Below are 21,024 nucleotides of genomic sequence, written 5' to 3'. Positions count from 1 at the left end.
AACACCGGGAACGCCTCATACAACTCACGCCCCATACCAACCCGCTGACTACCCTGACCAGTGAAGACCACACCCAGGCGACCCTCGACAACCGAACCCTGAACGACACCCGGCCCACCCGACGCCACGACCTCAAGACCGGCCAAGAAATCGTCCCGCTCCCGGCCGAACACCACCGCACGATGCTCGTGCAGAGCCCGGCCCGACAGCAACGACCAGCCCACATCGACCGGCTCAAGCTCGTCACGCCCGGCCACGTGCTCCCACAGACGGTCTGTCTGCCCTCGCAGTGCCTCAGCGCTGCGGCCCGACACCACCCACGGCACCATCACAGCCGTCGACGGCACATCCACAGGAGACCCGACCACCGCAGGCACCTGCTCCACGATCACATGCGCGTTCGTACCGCTCACACCGAACGACGACACACCCGCACGACGCGGCGTCCCATCCTCCCGGACAACCCACTCACGCGCCTCCGTCAGCAACTCGACAGCACCCGCCGACCAGTCCACATGCGAACTCGGCTCATCCACATGCAAGGTCCGAGGCAACACACCAGCCCGCATCGCCATCACCATCTTGATGACACCCGCGACACCAGCCGCCGCCTGCGTATGACCGATGTTCGACTTGATCGACCCCAGCCACAACGGCTGCTCAACAGAACGCTCCTGACCGTACGTGGCAAGCAACGCCTGCGCCTCGATCGGATCACCCAACGTCGTACCCGTACCATGCGCCTCCACCGCGTCAACGTCACCGGCCGACAGACCGGCACTGGCGAGAGCGGCACGAATCACACGCTGCTGCGACGGACCATTCGGAGCCGTCAGACCATTGCTCGCACCGTCCTGGTTGACGGCAGAGCCGCGGACCACGGCCAGGACGTCGTGACCATTGCGACGCGCATCCGACAACCGCTCCAGCAACAACAGACCAACACCCTCACCCCACCCCGTACCATCCGCAGCCTCCGCGAACGCCTTGCACCGACCATCCACCGCAAGCCCACGCTGACGACTGAACTCCACGAACGTGTCGGGCGTCGACATGACCGTGACGCCACCCGCAAGGGCGAGGTCGCACTCGCCCTGCCGGAGGGCCTGGGCGGCCAAGTGCATGGCCACGAGGGACGACGAGCAGGCCGTGTCCACCGTCACCGCCGGGCCTTCGAGCCCGAAGGAGTAGGACAGACGGCCGGAGACGACGCTCGCCGCGTTGCCGGTGCCGAGGTATCCCTCACCCCGGTCGGGGGCGGTGCGCAGGACGTCCTCGTAGTCCTGACCGTTGGTGCCGGAGAAGACGCCGGTTCGGCTGCCGCGCAGGGCGACCGGGTCGATGCCCGCCCGCTCGAAGGCTTCCCAGGCGGTCTCCAGGAGGAGTCGCTGCTGCGGGTCCATCGCCAGGGCCTCGCGGGGCGAGATCCCGAAGAAGTCCGCGTCGAAGTCGGCCATGTCGTGCAGGAAGCCGCCCTCGCGAACGTAGCTCGTCCCCGGGTGGTCGGGGTCGGGGTGGTAGAGGGATTCCACGTCCCAGCCGCGGTCCTCCGGCATGTTCCCGAGGGCGTCCCTGGCGTCGCCGAGGAGCTGCCACAGGTCTTCGGGAGAGCGGACGCCGCCGGGGAAGCGGCAACTCATCGAGACGATCGCGATCGTGTTCCCGTCGGCGTCGGAATCGGTTCCGGCGGTGTCCGTGGAGCTCGCCATGACCGACCCGGCCGCCGCGACGTCGCCGTCCGGGGTGAGTCCTCCGAGGAGTTCACCGCGCAGATATCCGGCGAGCGCCGCCGGGGTCGGGTGGTCGAAGATGAGCGTCGCCGGGAGGCGGAGTCCGCTTGCCGCGCCGATGAGGTTGCGCAGTTCGACTGCGGTGAGCGAGTCGAAACCGAGGTCCTTGAAGGGACGGCTCGCGTCCACGGGCTTGGTGGCGGGATAGGCGAGGACGGTCGCCACGCGATCGCGAACGAGGTCGACGAGTTCCCGCTCGCGCTCCGCCGCCGGAAGCGCCGCGAGCCGCTCCGCTAGGGAGGACGAGGGATCAGTGGCCGGCTTCGTCGCCCGCGCTTGCCCGGGGCCCCCGGCCGTGGCCGCAGTGCTGTTATCGAGGCCGGTGGCGGTGCCAGTGAGCTGGTCGAAGAGGTGGCAGGGGCGTACCAGGGCGTGGCTCGGTGCGTACTGGTCCCATTCGACGTCGGCGAGGGTGACCGCTGCCGTGCTCGCGGACTGAGCCGTGTCCCCTTGCGCCGCGGCCGCGAGCACGGTGGCCATCGCGGCGACGGCCAGGCCGGGCTCCATGGGCGGCATGCCGCTGTCGCGCACCCTCTGTTCCACCACGCCACTGTCGACGGCCATGCCGCCGCCGGCCCACGGCCCCCAGGCCAGGGACACCGCGGGCAGCCCGAGCGACCTGCGGTGCTCGGCGAACGCGTTCAGGAAGGCGTTCGCCGCCGCATAGTTGCCCTGTCCGCCGATGCCGAGCGAGCCGGCGACAGAGGAGAAGAGCACGAAGTCCGTCAGGTGTTCGCTGTCACGGGTCAGCTCGTGAAGGTTCAGGGCCGCCCGGACCTTGGGCCGGAACACGGTGGCGAACCGTTCGGCCGTCAGACCGTCGAGCACCCCGTCGTCAAGCACACCGGCGGTGTGGAACACACCGGTCAGCGGCGCGTCTGCGGGGATTCCGGCCAGAAGTCCCGCCAAGGCCTCGCGGTCCGCCGCGTCGCAGGCCGCGACGGTCACCCGTACACCCGACCCCTCCAACTCCGCGCGGAGTTCGGACGCGCCGGGAGCGTCAGGGCCGCGGCGGCTCGTCAGGACGAGATGCTCGGCGCCCGTACGCGCCAGCCAGCGCGCCACGTGTGCGCCCAGCGCGCCCGTGCCGCCGGTAACCAGGATCGTGCCCCGCGCGGACCACTCCCCCACCGGCCTTTCGTCGAACGCAGCGCGGACCAGTCGCCGTACGAACACGCCGGACCCGCGCACCGCCATCTGGTCCTCACCGGACGCCGATGCGGAAACTGGTGCCGCGCCCAGGATATCGGCGAGCCGCAGCCGCGCCCGCTCGTCCGGTGTCCCGGGCAGGTCCACCAGGCCGCCCCAGCGCTGGGGCTGCTCCAGGGCGGCGACCCGGCCCATGCCCCACACCGCGGCCTGCGCCGGCGACGTCAGGCGATCCGAGCGGCCCGTGGCCACGGCACCGCACGTTGCGGCCCACAGGGGCGCTGCCACATCCGCGTCGCCCAGGGCCTGGAGGAGGGCGAGTACCCCTTCGACCCCGGCGGACAGGGCCGGGTCCGACACGCCTGCGGAGTCGTCAAGGGCCAGGAGCGAAAGGACGCCCAGGGGCCGACCGTGGTCCGCGTCGCGCCCGCGCAGCTCGCGGGCGAGGGCGTCGCGGTGTGCTTCGGACCGGTTCACCGTGATCCGGACGACGCGTGCACCGCGCTCCTCCAGGCCAGCGACGGCCGCATCGATCCACGGATACGTCGTGGCGGCCTCCGGGTCGTTCTCCGAGAGTTTCTCGGGGACCACCACCCACCACGTGCCGTCGAAGGCCGCCGGGGCGAGGCCCGTCAGCGGCTTCCACGACTCCCGATACAGCCAGCGCCCGACCGTGGAGGTCTCGCGCCGCTGACGTCGCCACGACGAGAGAACCGGCAGCACCTCCCCCAGCGCCCCACCCTCAGCACCCAACTCGGCACTGAGCGACTCCAGGTCCTCCCGCTCCACCGCTTCCCAGAAGCGGGCCTCCACCTCGTCAACAGCGAACCCGCCCGCCTGCATCACGGGCAACGGGGCCGACTCGAGCCAGTAAGGCTCACGCTGAAAGGCGTACGTGGGCAGCTCCACACGGGTACGCGCCTCGGCCGGGGCAAACAACGGCGCCCAGTCGACCCCCACACCACGCACATGCGCCCTCGCCAAGGCAGCCAGGAAGCTGTCCGCCTCGGGACGGTCCTTGCGCAGAGCCCCGATCAGCCCCGCCTGGACAGCCGAGTCGGTGAACGTGTCATGCGCCATCGCCGTCAACACGGAATCCGGGCCCAGCTCCAACAGCGTGGTCACACCAAAGCCGGTCAGCGCACCCAAGCCGTCATGGAAGCGGACAGCCTCACGGACATGCCCGACCCAGTACCCCGGGTCCTGAAGCTCAGCTACGTCCGCCAGCTCACCGGTGACGTTGGAGACCACCGACAAGACCGGCACCCCATACGACAAACCCTCCGCGACCTCACGGAAATCATCCAGCACAGGATCCATCAACGGCGAGTGGAAAGCATGCGACACCCTCAACCACCGCACCTTCCGACCCCCACCACGCAAGACCTCCTCCAGGCCCTCCAGAACCACACGATCACCGGAAAGCACCACCTGAGAAGGCCCGTTCACAGCCGCCACACCCACACGATCCGACAACCCCTCAAGCAACGGCAGCACATCGGCCTCCACCGCCTGAACCGCCAACATCCCCCCACCCTCAGGCAACGCCTGCATCAACCGACCACGCGCAACCACCAGCCGAACCGCATCCTCCAACGACCACAGACCGGCCACAAACGCCGCAACCAACTCACCGACCGAATGCCCACCCACAACATCCGGCCTCACCCCAAACCACTCCCCAAGCCGATACAACGCCACCTCGACAGCGAACAACGCAGGCTGCGCAAACTCCGTCCGCTCCAACACCCCCGCATCCCCACCGAACATCACGTCCTTCAAAGGACGGTCAAGGAGGGCGTCCAGATGCGCACACACCTCATCCAACGCATCCGCGAACACCGGGAACGCCTCATACAACTCACGCCCCATACCAACCCGCTGACTACCCTGACCAGTGAAAACGATCCCGAGACGACCCTCCGCCACCGACCCCGCGACCACCCCAGGCCCACCCGACGCCAGCGACTCCAAACCGGTCAGGAAATCTCCACGCTCCCGGCCGAACACCACCGCACGATGCTCATGCAGAGCCCGGCCCGACAGCAACGACCAGCCCACATCAACGGGTTGAAAAGCCGATCCCCCGGCCACGTGATTCCGCAGCCTCTCGGCCTGCGCCCGCAGCGCCTCAGCACTCCGGCCCGACACCACCCACGGCACCATCACAGCCGTCGACGGCACATCCACAGGAGACCCGACCACCGCAGGCACCTGCTCCACGATCACATGCGCGTTCGTACCGCTCACACCGAACGACGACACACCCGCACGACGCGGCGTCCCATCCTCCCGGACAACCCACTCACGCGCCTCCGTCAACAACTCGACAGCACCCGCCGACCAGTCCACATGCGAACTCGGCTCATCCACATGCAAGGTCCGAGGCAACACACCAGCCCGCATCGCCATCACCATCTTGATGACACCCGCGACACCAGCCGCCGCCTGCGTATGACCGATGTTCGACTTGATCGACCCCAGCCACAACGGCTCCCCAGCAGAGCGCTCCTGACCGTACGTGGCAAGCAACGCCTGCGCCTCGATCGGATCACCCAACGTCGTACCCGTACCATGCGCCTCCACCGCATCGACGTCACCGGCCGACATTCCGGCACTGGCAAGAGCGGCACGAATCACCCGCTGCTGCGACGGACCATTCGGAGCCGTCAGACCATTGCTCGCACCGTCCTGGTTGACGGCCGAGCCGCGGACCACGGCCAGGACGTCGTGACCATTGCGACGCGCATCCGACAACCGCTCCAGCAACAACAGACCAACACCCTCACCCCACCCCGTACCATCCGCAGCCTCCGCGAACGCCTTGCACCGACCATCCACCGCAAGCCCACGCTGACGACTGAACTGCACGAAGGTGTCCGGTGACGCCATGACCGTGACGCCGCCCGCGAGTGCCATGTCGCACTCGCCCTGGCGCAGCGACTGCGCCGCCAGATGCAGGGCGACCAGGGACGCCGAGCAAGCCGTGTCGACCGTGACGGCGGGGCCTTCGAGGCCGAACGCGTACGACAGGCGGCCCGACATGACGCTCACGGCGTTGCCGGTGAGGACGTGGCTCTCGATGTCCTGTGGGACGGTGGACATGCGGGGGATGTAGTCGTCGCCGTTGGAGCCGACGAAAACACCCGCGCGGGCGCCGCGCTGGGTCGTCGGGTCGATGCCCGCGCGCTCGAACAGCTCCCAGGAGGCTTCCAGGAGGAGCCGCTGCTGCGGGTCCATCGCCAGGGCCTCGCGCGGCGAGATCCCGAAGAAGTCCGCGTCGAACTCGTCGGCGCCGTGCAGGAAACCGCCCTCGCGCACGTACGACTTGCCCGCGCTGTCGGGATCGGGGTCGTACAGCTCGGCAAGGTCCCAGCCGCGTTCGGCGGGGAAGTCGCCCATGGCGTCGCGGCCATCGGCGACCAGGCGCCACAGCTCCTCGGGTGAGCCGACGCCACCGGGGAACCGGCAGCTCATCGACACGATCGCGATGGGATCGTCGTCGTCCGCCGCGGCGGCCGGCGCGGGCGCGGCGGCGTCGGCGGTGACGCCGAACGCCTCCTGCGCCAAGTGGGCGGCGAGCAAGTCGGCGTTGGGGTAGTCGAACACCAGCGAGGGCGGCAGGCGCAGGCCCGTGGCCGCCTTGACGCGGTTGCGCAGTTCCACGGCGGTGAGCGAGTCGAAGCCCAGTTCGCGGAACGCACGGGCCGAGTCGATCGCCTCCGGCGTGGCGTGGCCGAGGACGGCGGCGGCCTGGGCTCGTACGAAGGCGACCAGAACGGCGGTGCGTTCCGCGGCAGGCAGCGGGGCGAGCCGCCGCATCCAGTCGGGACCGGTGACGGTGGCGGCGCCGGAGGTGTCCGTGGGACTGGCCGCGGGGCCGGCGGTCAGCTCCCGCACTTCGGGGATGGACGTGAAGAGCGGGTTGGGGCGGGCCGCGACGAAGCCGGGCAGGAAGGTGTCCCAGTCGAGGGCGGCGATGACCACGTTGGCGTCGCCGCGCTCGACGGCGTCGCGCAGGGCGGCCACGGCAGGCTCGGGCGGCATCGGGGGCATGCCGTCGCGCCGGGCCCGTTCGGACCGTACGGCGGTGTCGGCGAGGCCTGCGCCGTCCCAGGTTCCCCAGGCGATGGATGTCGCGGGCAGGCCGTCGGCGTGGCGCTGTTCGGCGAGGGCGTCGAGGTAGGCGTTGGCCGCGGCATAGTTCGCCTGGCCCGCGCTGCCGAGGGCCCCGGATGCCGACGAGTACAGGACGAACGCGTCCAGCTTCAGGTCGCGGGTGAGCTCGTGGAGGGCTGCGGCCGCCGGGGACTTGGGGCGCAGGACGCCGTCGAGACGGTCGAGGGTCAGACCGTCGAGGACTCCGTCGTCCAGGACACCCGCGGTGTGGACGACGGCCGTGAGGGGTGCTTCGGCGGGGATGTCGTCGAGGACCCTGGCCAGCGACGCGCGGTCCGCCACGTCGCACGCGACGATGGTCACGCGTGTGCCCGACTCCTCCAACTCCGCGCGGAGTTCGGGCGCGCCGGGCGCTTCGAGGCCGCGGCGGCTGGTCAGGACGAGGTGCGCGGCGCCCTCGCGGGCCAGCAGGCGCGCCACGTGCCCGCCGAGCGCGCCCGTGCCGCCGGTGACGAGAACCGTGCCGCGCGGCGTCCATCGAGCCTGCCGGGCCGGGTCGGCGCCCGCCGCCTCGCCCCTCAGGAGACGGCGTACGAAGACGCCGGAGCCGCGGACGGCGAGCTGGTCCTCCGCGCCGGGTCCCGCCGGTGCGTTCTCGGCGGGACCCGCCAGGATGGCGGTGAGGCGAGCGCCCGCGCGTTTGTCGTGGGTGGAGGGTACGTCGACGAGGCCGCCCCAGCGGTCGGGGTGTTCGAGTGCGACGGCCCGCCCGAGGCCCCACAGGTGGGCCTGGACGGGGTGGTCGAGGCGGTCGCTGCGTCCCGTCGACACGGCCCCCTGGGTGAGGGCCCAGAGCCGGGCGTCGGTACCGGTGTCGCCGAGCGCCTGCACCAGCGCCACCGTGGCCGCGAGCCCCGCAGGCACGGCTTCGTGGCCGTCCAGGGGTGCCTCGTCGAGGCCGAGCAGGGAGATGACGCCGGCGAGAGGGGTTGCGGGCGTCCCGGCGGCCTCCGTCACCCCCCGCAGCCGGTCCACCAGCGCCTCCCTGGTCGACTCTCCCGCGCCCAGGCGCAGGGGGACGGCCTCGGCGCCGGACTCGGTCAGGGCTTCATCGACCCCCGTGGCCCACGGGTGGTCTCCAGCGCTGTCGGGCAGGACGACGAGCCACCGGCCCGACAGACGCGCCGCCGGCAGTCGGCCGGCCGGGAGCGGCTGCCAGGCGATCCGGTAGCGCCAGCTGTCGATGACGGCACGCTCGCGCCGCTGCCGCCACCACGCGGACAGACCGGGCAGCACCTCGCTGAGCGCGCCCTGCGCCACGTCCCCGAGCGTGGACATCAGCTCGTCGACGTCCTCGCGTTCCACGGCCTCCCAGAACCGCGCCTCGTCCGCGTCGGGGGCGGCGGCCGTCGGCGCGCCGGCGGGGGCCCGGTCCTCGGTCAGCCAGAAGTGGGTGCGCTGGAAGGGGTACGTGGGCAGGTCGACGACGGTCCGGCCGGGCAGGAGCGCCTGCCAGTCGAGTTCGGCGCCGTGGGCGTGGGCGTCGGCGAGCGAGGCGGTCAGCCGCTCGGCTCCGCCTTCGTCGCGGCGCAAGGAGCCGAGCGTGACGGCCGGACTGTCGGTCGCGTCGATGGTCGCCTGGACCGGGACGGTGAGCACCGGATGCGGGCTCATCTCTATGAACAGACCGTGGCCTTCGGCCAGCAGGCCGCGGGTGGCCTGTTCGAAGAGGACCGTCCGGCGCAGGTTGCGGTACCAGTAGTCGGCGTCCATGAGGACGTCCTCAGCCAGCCAGTCGCCGACGAGGGTGGAGTACAGCGGGACGTCGGGCGAGCGGGGCGCTACCGGGGCGAGGACCCGCGCCAGGTGCTCCTCGATTGCTTCGACGTGGGCGGAGTGCGAGGCGTAGTCGACCGGGACGGTACGGGCGCGAATGTCGCGGGCCACGCAGAGCGCGACCAGTTCCTCCAGCGCCTTCGTGGCGCCGGAGACCACCACGTGCGCGGGGCCGTTGACCGCGGCGACCGAAAGATCGTCGCCCCACTGGGCCAGCATGGGCCGCACCTGTTCCTCGGGCAGCGGCAGGGACACCATGCCGCCGCGGCCGGAGAGTTCGAGGATGGCCTGGCTGCGCAGCGCCACCACCCAGGCCGCGTCCTCCAGGGACAGCGCACCGGCGACGCACGCGGCGGCTATCTCACCCTGGCTGTGGCCGACCACGGCGGCGGGCTCCACACCCGCCGCCCGCCAGACGGCGGCCAGTGACACCATCACAGCGAACAGCACGGGCTGGACGACGTCCACCCGGTCGAAGTGCTCGCCGCTCAGCTCGGCGAAGAGGTCCCAGTCCACGAACGGGCCGAGGGCGTCGGCGCACTCGTGCATGCGGGCGGCGAACACCGGTGATTCGCCGAGGAGTTCGTGGGCCATGCCCGCCCACTGCGAGCCCTGCCCGGGGAAGACGAACACGGGCCGGACCGTGCCGTCCGTGGTGCGTCCCGTCACCACGTTCCTGGCGGTCGTATCGCCCTGTGCCAGCTGTTCGAGCCCGGTGAGGATCTCCTCGCGGTCCCGGCCGATGACCACGCCCCGGTGTGCGAAGCGTGAGCGCGCCACGGCCAGCGACCAGGCGACGTCACCCACGCCCAAGTCCTCCTGGGCGCACAGGAGTTCATGCAGTCGCGTGGCCTGGGCCCGCAGTGCTGTCTCGCCCTTCGCCGACAGGGCCACCGGGACGACACCTGGGGCGACCGACGGCGTGACGGTTCCGGAGGACTCACCCGCGAAGGTTCCGGAAGGCCCGTCGTCAGCCGCGTCGACGCCTGCCTCACCGGGCGGCTGCTCGATGATGACGTGGGCGTTCGTACCGCTCATGCCGAACGACGAGACGCCCGCGCGGCGCGGTGCGCCGTCCGCGCGCTCGGGCCACGCGCGTGCCTCGGTGAGCAGTTCGACGGAGCCCGCCGACCAGTCGACGTGGCTGCTCGGTTCGTCCACGTTGAGGGTCTTCGGCAGGACGCCCCTGTCGATCGCCTGGACCATCTTGATGACGCCGGCGACTCCGGCCGCCGCCTGTGTGTGGCCGACGTTGGACTTGAGCGAGCCGAGCCAGAGCGGTTCGTGGCCCGCGGGCCCTCCGGGGCGGTCCTTGCCGTACGTGGCGATGAGGGCCTGCGCCTCGATCGGGTCGCCCAGCGTGGTGCCCGTACCGTGCGCCTCGACGGCGTCGACGTCGGCGGGCGACAGGCCCGCGTCCGCCAGGGCCGCTCGGATGACGCGCTGCTGGGAGGGGCCGTTGGGGGCGGTGAGACCGTTGCTGGCGCCGTCCTGATTGACGGCGGAGCCCCGTACGACGGCCAGAACGCGGTGGCCGTTGCGGCGCGCGTCGGAGAGGCGCTCGAGGACGAGCATGCCGACGCCCTCGCCCCACGCCGTGCCGTCGGCTGCCTGCGCGAAGGGCTTGCAGCGGCCGTCGGGCGCCAGGCCGCGCTGGCGGCTGAAAGCCAGGAATGAGCCCGGCGACGCCATGACCACGACGCCGCCCGCGAGGGCGAGGGCGCATTCGCCCTGCCGCAGCGCCTGGACGGCCAGGTGCAGGGCGACCAGCGACGACGAGCAGGCCGTGTCGACCGTCATCGTCGGGCCCTGAAGGCCGAGGGTGTAGGCGATGCGCCCGGAGGCGACGCTGGCGGCGGTGCCGGTGACGAGGTAGCCCTCCAGGCCGTCGCCGGCGTCGCCGAGGCGGGGGCCGTACTCCTGGGTCTCGGCGCCGACGAAGACGCCGGTGCCCGAGTCGCGCAGGGCGGCGGGGTCGATGCCGGCGCGCTCCAGGGCCTCCCAGGAGGTCTCGAGGAGCAGGCGCTGCTGCGGGTCGGTGGCGAGTGCTTCGCGGGGCGAGAGGCCGAAGAAGTCCGCGTCGAAGTCGCCCGCGTCGTGCAGGAAGCCGCCCTCGCGGACGTAGCTGGTGCCGGGCCGGTCGGGGTCGGTGTCGTAGAGGGCCGACAGGTCCCAGCCGCGGTCGTCGGGGAAGCCGGAGATGGCGTCCACGCCGTCGTCGACCAGCTGCCACAGCTCTTCGGGGGTCTGTACGCCACCGGGCAGCCGGCAGCTCATGGCGACGATGGCGATGGGCTCGTCGTCGGCGCGGCGGGCAGCGGCGGGGACGGGCGCGGTGTCGGCGCCGTCGAAGAGCTCGGCACGCAGATGGCGGGCGAGCGCGTCGGTGCTCGGGTAGTCGAAGACGGCGGTGACGGGCAGTCCGAGGCCGGTGGACCGCTGGAGGCGGCGGTGCAGTTCCACGGCGGTCAGGGAGTCGAGCCCCAGCTCCAGGAAGGGCCGTGACAGATCTCCGGGGCGTCGGTCGCCGTCGGGACCGCCGAGGACCGCGGCCACCTCCTGCGCCACCACGGCACGCAGACGCCGTTCCTGTTCGGCGCGTGGACGGGCTTCGAGGGCGGCCCGCAGGTTCTCGGGACCGGACCGGGACTCCGCGTCGGGCCGGACCTCCGAATCAGGCCGGGCTTCCGAGTTCGGCCGGCTCTCCACGTGAGGCCGGGCCTCCGGATGAGAATGGGCTGCGAATTCCTCGAAATCGCTCAATTTTCCACTCCGTAGCACCGGCCATGATGGCTTTCAGGATTTCCATGACTGCACTTCGGGTAAATTCCCTGACGCGCACCAGAGTTCCTGAACGCCCCGCAGAGAAATCTGCCCACAATACCGCCGCAGGCTAGCAGCGGGCCGCTGAGCACCCCTACCCCTAAGCAGCCCCTATGGGGCCCGCTCAGCGGGCAGATATAGGGGTGTCCCGGATTACTGCCCGCCTCTAGGGTCGGGATCGTGGAAAACGCTGTACGGGTTGAGAATCTGGTGAAACAGTACGCGTCCGACGCGCGCCGCGTGGTCGACGGCCTGAGCTTCGATGTGTACCGGGGCGAGGTGTTCGGCCTGCTCGGTCCCAATGGCGCGGGGAAAAGCACCACGGTGGGCATGATGACCACCCGGGTGCGGCCGACCTCGGGCAGCGTCGTGATCGACGGTGTGGACGTGGTCGCACGGCCGAGGGAGGCGAAGCGCTTGCTGGCCGTGGTGCCGCAGCGCAACAACCTCGACCGGTCGTTGTCGGTGCGGCAGAACCTGCTGTTCCACGCCACCTACCACGGCATGCCGCGCGCCGAGCGGCGGAAGCGGGCCGATGAGCTCCTGGAACAGATGGGCCTTGCGGACTACCGCAAGGCCAAGGCCGACGACATGTCCGGCGGGCAGGTGCAGCGCGTGATGATCGCCCGGGCGCTGATGCACCGGCCGAACGTGCTGTTCCTCGACGAGCCCGCGACCGGGCTCGATCCGCAGGCCCGTCTCTTCGTGCACGAGCGGGTCGCCGAGCTCGCCGAGCGCGGCGTTACCGTGGTCGTCACCACGCACGACATGGAAGAGGCCGCCAAGCTCTGCGACCGCGTCGGCATCGTGGACCGGGGCGCCCTGCTCGCGCTGGACACCCCGGAAGGCCTGGGCAAACTGCTGCCCGCGCACTCGACACTCGCCCTCACCGTGCAGTCGTCGCAGGGCGCGGCGCCCGTGGCGAAGCTGTTCTCCGGCCTTCCGGGGGTGCGCCAGGTGGACGAGGTGGACCCGGAGAACCCGCCCGCGGACGGCGGTTTCCGCTTCCGTATCTACACGGACACCGAGCCGGTGGCGGCGCTGCGCCCCGCACTCACGGCGCTGGCCGCCGAGGACCACCACGTGACGGATGTCGGCGTCGGAAAGGTGTCCTTGGAAGACGTCTTTCTCCACCTCACCGGAAAGAACCTGCGATGACTGCGACGACTTCGCGAGCCCCGGTATCGCCGGCCGGACGGCAACGGCAGATACACACCTTCGGCGCCATCCTGTGGCGCGACGTCTTTGTCGCTCTACGCCAGTTCCCGACGTTCATCGGGCAGGCCATCATCCAGCCGTTCTTCACCCTGTTCGTGTTCGGTGTGCTGCTGAGCGACGCCGGCTACGTGGACGGTGACTACAGCGCCGTCCTGCTGCCCGGAGTGCTCGCCCTGAACGGATTCCTCGGCGGCATGCAGAACACTGCGTTGCCACTCGTGGTCGACTTCTCCTACACGCGCGAGATCGAGGACCGGCTGCTTTCGCCCGTCTCGCTGCGTCTGGTGGCCGTCGAGAAGATTCTTTTCGGCGGGCTGTATGGCTTCGTGGCGTCGCTGATGATGACGCCGGTCGGCATGGTCCTCCTCGACCTGTCGTGGCCGATCAGCAAAACCGTGCCGGCTCTCGGCATCGCCGGGCTCGGCGCCCTCGCGGGCGCCTCGATCGGCCTGTGCCTCGGCACGTCGGTCAGCAGCGACAAGGTGGACGTGATGTTCACCCTCGTCCTGATGCCGTTGCTGTTCACAGGGTCGACGCAGTTCCCGCTGGGCGCCCTGGACGAGGTGCGCTGGTTCCAGGTGATCTGCGGCGCCAACCCGCTGTCGTACGCGAGTGAGGGGATGCGTGCCGTGACGTCCCCCGCTGTGGAACACGTGCCGCTGGCCGTCGCCCTGACCGTACTCGTCGGCGCCATCTGTCTCTTCGCCGCCATCGGTATCCGCGGGTTCCTGCGGCGCGCACAGTCCTGAGCCCTGGTCCACGGGCCGCGTACGCGCAGGGGCCCCGGAGTGGCTGCTCCGGGGCCCTTTCCGTATGCCCCTCTCGCCCGTCCGTCGTACGACCTCGGCGAGGTCAGTCCTCGGGCAGATCGATCGGTGCGAGTTCGGAGAACTGGTCACCGGGGCCGGGGTTCAACGGCATGGTGGCGCCGCCGAGGTGGGCCTGGACGCCCCAGACGGCGTTGAGTCCCGTCGTCACCGCGCCCTCGGCGAAGCCCGCGGTCCAGGAGACGTCGTCACCGGCGAGGAAGAAGCCGCGCTGGCCTCGTGTCAGGTCCTGCTGCATGAAGTGGGTGAACAGTCGTCGCTGGTAGCGGTAGTGGCCCGGCAGGTTCGCCTTGAACGCGCCTTGGAAGTGGGGGTCGGTCTCCCAGGTCACCGTGCGCGGGGGCGCGATGACGCGGGAGCGGACGTCCACGCCGGGATAGATGTCGGCGAGAACGTCGAGGACGCCGTCCAGGCGCTCCTCGGGGGACAGTGGGGCCATCTTCAGTGAGTCGTCGTTCCAGGTGTACGACAGGCACATCACGCCGGGGCGGTCCGGTCCCTCGTCGAAGAGGTAGACGCCGCGCGGCATGCGGTCGGTGAGGGTCGTACTCATCACCTCGCGGCCGGTGCGCGGGTCGCGCTCGCGCCAGAAGGGGCGGTCGACGAGGACGAACAGCTTGGACGAACCCATGTAGTGGCTGCGCTCCACCGCCGTCCACACGGGCGTGGGCAGCAGCGCCTGGTCGCAGCGGACGTTGGTGACCAGCGTCCGCTTGTGCGGGGTGAAGACGGCGACCGGGAAGGCACGGGCCGTGCCGTCCTGTTCGTGGACGACGATGCCGCGGGTGCTGCGCTCGATGCGTGCGACGCCGCCCCGGGGGCCGCCGCGGTGCAAGGATTCCAGGGAGGTGCCCGCGGGCCAGTGTGCGAGATCGTCGGGCGTGTGGGACCAGAGGCGCAGCGGCAGCTGCTGGGAGCCGCCGACGACGAGCTGGTGGTCGTCCTCGGCGCCGGTGTAGACGACCCGCAGGATCTCCAGCATGGAGTTGGGGAAGTCGGTGTCCCAGCCACCCGCGCCGAACCCGACCTGGCCGAAGATCTCCCGGTACTTGAAGGACTGGAAGGAGGGTGAGCTCGCGATGAAGCCGTAGAAGGACTGGTCGTCCAGAGCGCGCACCAGCGGGTTCCAGATGGCCTTGATGGCGGCGGTGTCCCGGCGGCGGATCGCGTCGTCCATGGCGAACAGTTCAGCGTGTTCCCGCAGGGTCTTGTCCCACGCCATGCCGACTTCCTGGTAGATGCCGGGGAGTTCGTCGGAACGCCGGGCGTAGTGCCGTGCGCCGTTCAGGGCGACGACGGTGCTGCCGCTCGCGGGGGTCAGTGGGTTGGGGAAGGGCCGTGTGGTGAGGCCGACCAGGTCCAGGTAGTGCCGCAGCGCCGTGGCAGACGCGGGGAAGCGCATGGCCCCGAGCTCGGCCACCGCGTCGGGTCCGCCGTCGAAGTTCGCCGAGCGCATGCGCCCACCGACCTGGCCGGCTTCGTAGACCGTGGGGCGCAACCCGAGGCGCATGAGTTCGTAGGCGGTGACGAGGCCCGATACCCCGGCGCCGATCACCGCGACCGGTGTCGCGAACTCCGCTGCGGGGATTTCGCCGAGTCCGTGTGGGCTCGACAGCCATTCGTCGTACGCGAAGGGAAAGTCCGGGCCCAGCATCGTTATGGAATCTGTGGTCCCGAGACGCGAACTGCCGTTGAGGGCGACCAACGGATACTCCTCTGACCGTCGTGGGGGCCGGCCCGGCGGTACGTAGCAGACAGACGGCCGTGGTGAGCCGGGCTCGGGCAGCAGGAGAAGGGGTCCGCGATCAGCACGTCCGGGCCTCGCCTCAGGGGAGCCGGCCTGGCCGCGAATCGCCTCCGATATACGGCACGTCTGATGTTGCCCTTGATTATGGCGACGGTTGGCGGGGGTGGAGAAACCCCTCATCGTCCCCTTACGCCTCCTACTCGCTCCCGGCCCGGTTTCTCGTGCGCGGGCGTGCAGGAAGGCGATCTTCAGGTGGCTGAAAATCGGTTGGCGGACTCACGAGACCGTTCACAAGTGAACTTATGTACGAGTGAGGAAAATTCGCGCGACACGCAATGGATACTTTAGTAGTGGGACCTCGATCCTGAAGACTGTACGCAAATCAGGCGAAGACTTGAAATGATCTATGGTGTCCGCACCGCGCACCCCGCACCGTTCCCGGGTGTTCAAGGCCACGCACCATTCACTGTGAAGGGAAGGGTTCATGCATCCAGGGCCGGACCGCCGGAGGTTCGCTGTGCATGACCACTGTCCGGGCGGTGCGCCCGGTGCGGCCCGGCCGGATCCCATGGCTCTGGAGATCCGGGACACGGCGGACGAGACGGCGCGGACGTGCGCCCCGTATACGGCGGACCAGGAGCGCGTGCTGCGCATCGAGCCACACGCGTGTGTCGCAGTGGTGTCCGAGGACAGTTCGTCGGACAGGTTCCTGGCCCGGCTCCTCGACGACAGAGCGGGCCGTTCCGTGTCCGTCTACGGCACGGACACGGCCACCGACCCCGCGGCCGTGCGACGGCTCGTCGGGGTCGGGTTCGATGACCTGTCCACGGCCGAGGAGCCCGTCCATGAAGTCCTGATGGCGGCCGGGAGACACCGAGGTCTGTCCCAGGAGGCCGCCGCACAGCGCACGACGGACTTGACGGACGTCCTTGACCTGCGGGCCGTCAAGCACGCCCCGCTCTCCGGACTCTCCCCCGGTCAGCGCTCCCGCGCCGCCCTGGGCCGCGCACTGCTGCACGTGCCGAAGCTGCTCCTGCTCCTTCGCCCTCTGGACGACGTGGACAGCGCGTCGGAGAAGATCATCTGTGGGGTGCTGAACCGTTATTCGGCGTCGACGGGGACCGTGGTGTTCTCCACCCGGTCGCGGCAGACCGCACACCACATGGTGGACCGTCTCATTCCGGCCCACGACGGCGAGGTGTGCTTCGGCTGCCGGGCGGCCGGCTCATGACCGGAACGCGAGGCCACGCCGGCCCCGCACCGGCGAGCCGCGCCCGCCCGCAGGAGACGTCCTCTTGCGCCCCTGCCCGCCGCCGCCGGGCTCAGCACGCGGTGTCCGCGAGCAGGTCGTGCGGCAGGTCCTTGCGGCGGGTGACGTTCAACTTCCTGTACACCCGCGTGAGATGCTGCTCCACCGTGCTGACCGTGATGAACAGTTTTCGCGCTATCTCACGGTTGCTGTGCCCGAAGGACGCCAGCGAGGCCACGCGCCGCTCCGCGTCGGTCAGCTCATCCGAGGGGCAGCCCTGCGCGGCCCGCTCGGGCACGCTCGCTTCACCGTCGCTGTACGGGAGCAGCTGCTCGCACAGCGACTCCGCCTGGGCGTCCCGCGCTATGCGCCAGGCCCGCCGCGCCATCATGCGCGCCTGCCCCAGCTCGCCGAGAGCGTGGTGCGAACGGCTGAGTGCACCGAGAACCCGTACCAGCTCCAGTCGGTCCTCGCACTCCTCCAGTTCCTCGATCGCCTCGTGCAGCGCGTGGTGGTGCCGCCGCAGCCCAGCGACCTCGGCGAGTACACGCAGGGTCAGGGCGCGTGTACGGGACTGGCCGGGCCCGCACTTGGCCAGCTGTTCCCTGACGAGACGGTCGGCCTCGGCCTCGCCGCCCGTGCGCAGGTGCATCTCGGCGGCAGCGGATCGCCACGGCACGAGCGCCGGTTGGTCGATGCCCCAGCGCGCCATCAGGTCACCGCACGTGAGGAAGTCGTCGAGCGCCGGCCGCACTCGCCCGGTGGCCGCGTAGAGCTGGCCGCGGGCGTTGATCAGCTCCAGGCCGTAGCGGGTCTCCAGGAGGCCGTCGGGGACGTGGTGGTCCAGGTAGGTCATGGCCTCCTCGTACTGTCCCATCGCGGTGTGCGCGGAGACGAGGGTGGCGAGGACCGAGCCGATGCCGACGCCCCAGCCGAGGGGGGTCATCCACGAGAGCGCGCTGATGCCGTGCCGGACGGCGTCGACGGCGTTGCCCTGTCTCAGCGAGATCTTGGCTCTTATCGCGGACAGCGGCGCCTGCCAGCCGGCGCCACCGAGCTTGGCGGCCTCGCGCAGCAGCGCGTCGCACCAGTGCGCGGCCCGGCCCAGCCGGTCGGAGTAGATGAGGACGGACAGCGAGCAGGTGAGGGCCTCCAGGGTGACGTCGCTCAACGGCGTGCCCTGCAGGACGGTCTCGGCCAGGTCGGCGGCCTGCTGGTCCACGCCGCGGGTCAGCACGGTGGTCAACGCGGTGCCCGCCCGGCTGCGCGGGTCGCTGCCGCGTACGGCAACGGACTCCAACGGAGCTTGAACGCTCGGCCAGTTGTCGGCGTCGACGCGCTGACGCAGGGCAGGGTAGGTGGTGCGCACCGCACCGCCTGCCAGGTACGTGGCGACGGCGGACGAGTCCTCGTAGGCGCCCTGGCACTTGCGGGTGATCTCGGCGGCCTCGTCGAACCGGCCCTGCCACAGAAGGCCCGCGAGGAGCACGGGCACGACCTGCTCCGTGAGCCAGCCCTCGTCGAACGCCTCGCGCAGCGCGCGTAGATGGGGTCCGACGGCGGAAGGGCGTACCCGCCAGACGAAGCGGGTGAGTTCGGCCAGTATCTCGCTGCGCCTGGGCCCTCGGGGGCACACCTCGTAGGCCAGGTGCAGACAGGCGATGGCGAGCGACACGTCCTCTTCGCGCCGGGCCCGGGTGGCCGTCTCCCACAGTACGTCGAGGGATTCGGCATCCGTGGCCTGGCCCGCGGCCACGATGTGGCGGGCGACGACGGGTGCTTCGGCGCCGCCGCGCCGCAGCAGTCCGGCCGCACGCCGGTGCAGGTTGATCCGGTCCTCGCGGGCCAGGTCTTCGAGCACGGTCGTCCGCACCGACGGGTGGCGGAACGCGCCCTCCTGAGTGAGCCCGGCGAGGTCGAGGGTGCGGCGGCTGAGCGCGACGGTGTCGTGGCCGAGGTCGAGCAGGGCTGCGAGCGTCGCGTCGGACGCGGTGTCGTCCAGGATCGCGAGCCCGCGCGCCACCGCGAGGACGGCGTCCTCACCCCGGTGCAGGCAGCTGATCACGGACTGCCGGAAGGCGTCGCCGATGCTGAGGGTGTAAAGAGAGGACAAGGAGGTGTCGGCGCTCGGACCATGGGCAAGGATGTCGTGGGTCAGAGCGCGGACGAGCAGCGGATTGCCGCCGCTGATCCGGTGCACGTCGGGAGCCAGGCGGCGGGCGGTGGCCTCGTCGAGGTGATCGCGCAGCATCTCGGCAGTGGCCCGCTCGCCGATGGTGGTGAGCCGCAGCTGGGTCAGGCGCGGGTGGCGGAGCAACTCGGCGCTGAACTCCGGCCGTTCGGCGTGCGGTCCGGTCCGCAGGCCGAGCACTGTGACGACGGGCTTGGCCCGCAGTTCGTGCAGGACGTGCTGGAGGCACTGCAGGGAAGGGATGTCGGCGTACTGGACGTCGTCGACGAGGATCACCAGCGGCTCGCCCTGGGCCTTGGCCCACAAGGCAGAGGTCAGCGACCGCATGGTGTGGGCACGTACGTGTTCCTCCCGCTCGCAGTCGGGGTCGCGCAGCATCGCGGTGAACCGCGCGTCGTCGAGCAGCTGCTCCACCCGCGTGGCTGCTTCGTCGTTCTGACGCTGCGTGTGGTCGTCATGCAGCAGCAGTTGACCGAAGACCGCCATCGGGGTCCTGCGCTCCGCGCGTGAGCCCGTGGCTCTGAGGACCGTCAGCCCGCGCGCCTCGGCCTGTTCGGCGACGCAGTTCAGTAACTCGCTCTTGCCGGTAGCCACCGGCCCTCTCACCACAGCTACCCGTGAAAGCCGCGCCGCACCGTCCCCCAGAACCTCCTCCAACAGAGCCCATTCATCGACTCGCTCGACCAGGCCCATAGCGCGGTTTCCTCCCCGTAAGAAATTAACGCAAAGTGCACTGGGTGCCCTATTCGCAAAACGTACTCGTCACGCACCCAACCGGAGCCGCCTTGCAGGATACCAAGGTTTATTCCAAATATCCTGGTCGAGGCTCAACAGCACCCGAGCAACAACACAACTATGACTGAATCTTGACGACGAGGTAGCCCCGAAAGAAGTGAGCCCACCCTCCAAATCAATGGTGACTCGCAACGTTCAGCCCTCCCCACTCAGGGGCCGGGTGTGGTAATAGGACCCCCGGAGGATTTCCTCACATCCGGAATTCTTAATTCCAAATGAAAGTGACGCGAAGAGGAACCGGCCACGCGATCGACCATGTCGATCATCCGGCCACCCTGTCCGGAAACGCCCCTGACCACCTACTGGACCAGGGACGCCCCGACGGGCACCCGGGGCCCGCCGGCCACCCTCCGCAGTGGCCCACAGGCCGCTCGTTCCGCCCCACTCGCGCCCGCACGACTCGGCGACGGGAAGCGCCGCTCCCCCTGCGCCATGCCGCCGAGACCGCCGGTACTGCCCCTGCTCCGATGCCGCGACGGCCGATCCGGGGCCGCTTGTGCTGCTGATAAGGGCTCCCGGCAACGGCCGCGACTGCACATCGATGACAATCCTACGGCCATTTGACGGAAAATTCGCCAAGGAGCTCCACGTGTTCAACCGCGACCGGTGACAACTCGACGTGGTCGCAAGCGGAGCCGTCCCGCACGACTGGGCGTTCACAGGACGTGACCGGGGGAACGCAACACCGCAAGGTGCGAGGTGCATCACATTGTTACGCCACTGTTTCACCTCTGCCCCATTCGTGCCGTATGAAAAAACCTCAAATCCCAGCGCCATGCGATTCGTAACTAGAAGGCACAGGTGCCGGCCATGGACGTACGCGCCCCAGGGGGGCATACGCGAACTGGACGCCCCGCTAGGGGACGCGTAGGGGTAGAGGGAGGCACGTACCACGGATAACGTCCGGCAGGAGGATCCACCGGCTCACGGAAGCAGCGTCAACGCTGGTCGGCGACGGCCACGCCCTCCCCGGGCTCCGAGAGGACTCCCCGCCTGCGGCACAACGGGCGGTCACCCGTGATTCTCCCGAGACGCGGCTCACCTTTCCGGGCGGCGGCCACCCCGGACGACGGGCGCCTCCCCGCCCGACGGCCGGAGTTCCCGTGCACACCAGACAGGTACAGCGCCCGGCGCCGGTCACCACCGGACAGGGCACGCCGATGTGACGCGCACGCGCGCAGACCGTAGAGGACGACGATGGCGAGAACGCACACCGCGGGTTCCGGCACCCCGACACCGCGGCACACGACAGGGAACGCGAACGCGGCACCGTACGGGAG

At 70.2% G+C, this 21,024-nt stretch carries 6 protein-coding genes; 3 read left to right on the top strand and 3 right to left on the bottom strand.

Annotation, left to right across the window (positions count from 1 at the left end; all coding sequences use genetic code 11):
- Positions 1–11,657: type I polyketide synthase (locus tag ACFYQ5_RS35275; protein ID WP_389203599.1), on the bottom strand; the 11,657-nt coding region annotated here is incomplete at its 3' end.
- A 270-nt stretch (positions 11,658–11,927) separates the two neighbouring features.
- Here ACFYQ5_RS35275 and ACFYQ5_RS35270 point away from each other — a divergent pair.
- Both ACFYQ5_RS35270 and ACFYQ5_RS35265 read left to right on the top strand, forming a co-directional pair.
- Positions 11,928–12,875, top strand: a complete 948-nt coding sequence (locus ACFYQ5_RS35270; RefSeq protein ID WP_389203598.1) for an ABC transporter ATP-binding protein — start codon at positions 11,928–11,930, stop codon at positions 12,873–12,875.
- Positions 12,872–13,684 (top strand): ABC transporter permease, encoded by an 813-nt coding sequence (locus ACFYQ5_RS35265; protein ID WP_389203596.1) that lies wholly within the window; start codon positions 12,872–12,874, stop codon positions 13,682–13,684. The genes ACFYQ5_RS35270 and ACFYQ5_RS35265 overlap by 4 nt, the downstream gene beginning before the upstream one ends.
- Positions 13,685–13,787: 103 nt before the next feature.
- Here ACFYQ5_RS35265 and ACFYQ5_RS35260 read toward each other — a convergent pair whose 3' ends face one another.
- Positions 13,788–15,416, bottom strand: coding sequence for a flavin monoamine oxidase family protein (locus ACFYQ5_RS35260; RefSeq protein WP_389203602.1), 1,629 nt, complete (start codon positions 15,414–15,416; stop codon positions 13,788–13,790).
- A gap of 661 nt (positions 15,417–16,077) precedes the next feature.
- Here ACFYQ5_RS35260 and ACFYQ5_RS35255 point away from each other — a divergent pair.
- On the top strand, positions 16,078–16,740 hold the full coding sequence (locus ACFYQ5_RS35255) for a hypothetical protein (RefSeq protein WP_389203594.1): 663 nt from the start codon (positions 16,078–16,080) through the stop codon (positions 16,738–16,740).
- Between the two features lie 91 nt (positions 16,741–16,831).
- Here ACFYQ5_RS35255 and ACFYQ5_RS35250 read toward each other — a convergent pair whose 3' ends face one another.
- The gene (locus tag ACFYQ5_RS35250; protein ID WP_389203593.1) at positions 16,832–19,642 is read right to left on the bottom strand and encodes an AAA family ATPase; all 2,811 of its coding nucleotides are present in this window, start codon (positions 19,640–19,642) and stop codon (positions 16,832–16,834) included.
- Positions 19,643–21,024: the final 1,382 nt, after the last annotated feature.

Origin of the sequence: Streptomyces sp. NPDC005794, from assembly GCF_042871445.1 — a bacterium.
Classification (GTDB): domain Bacteria; phylum Actinomycetota; class Actinomycetes; order Streptomycetales; family Streptomycetaceae; genus Streptomyces.
This window is presented reverse-complemented; position numbering and strand designations above follow the sequence as displayed.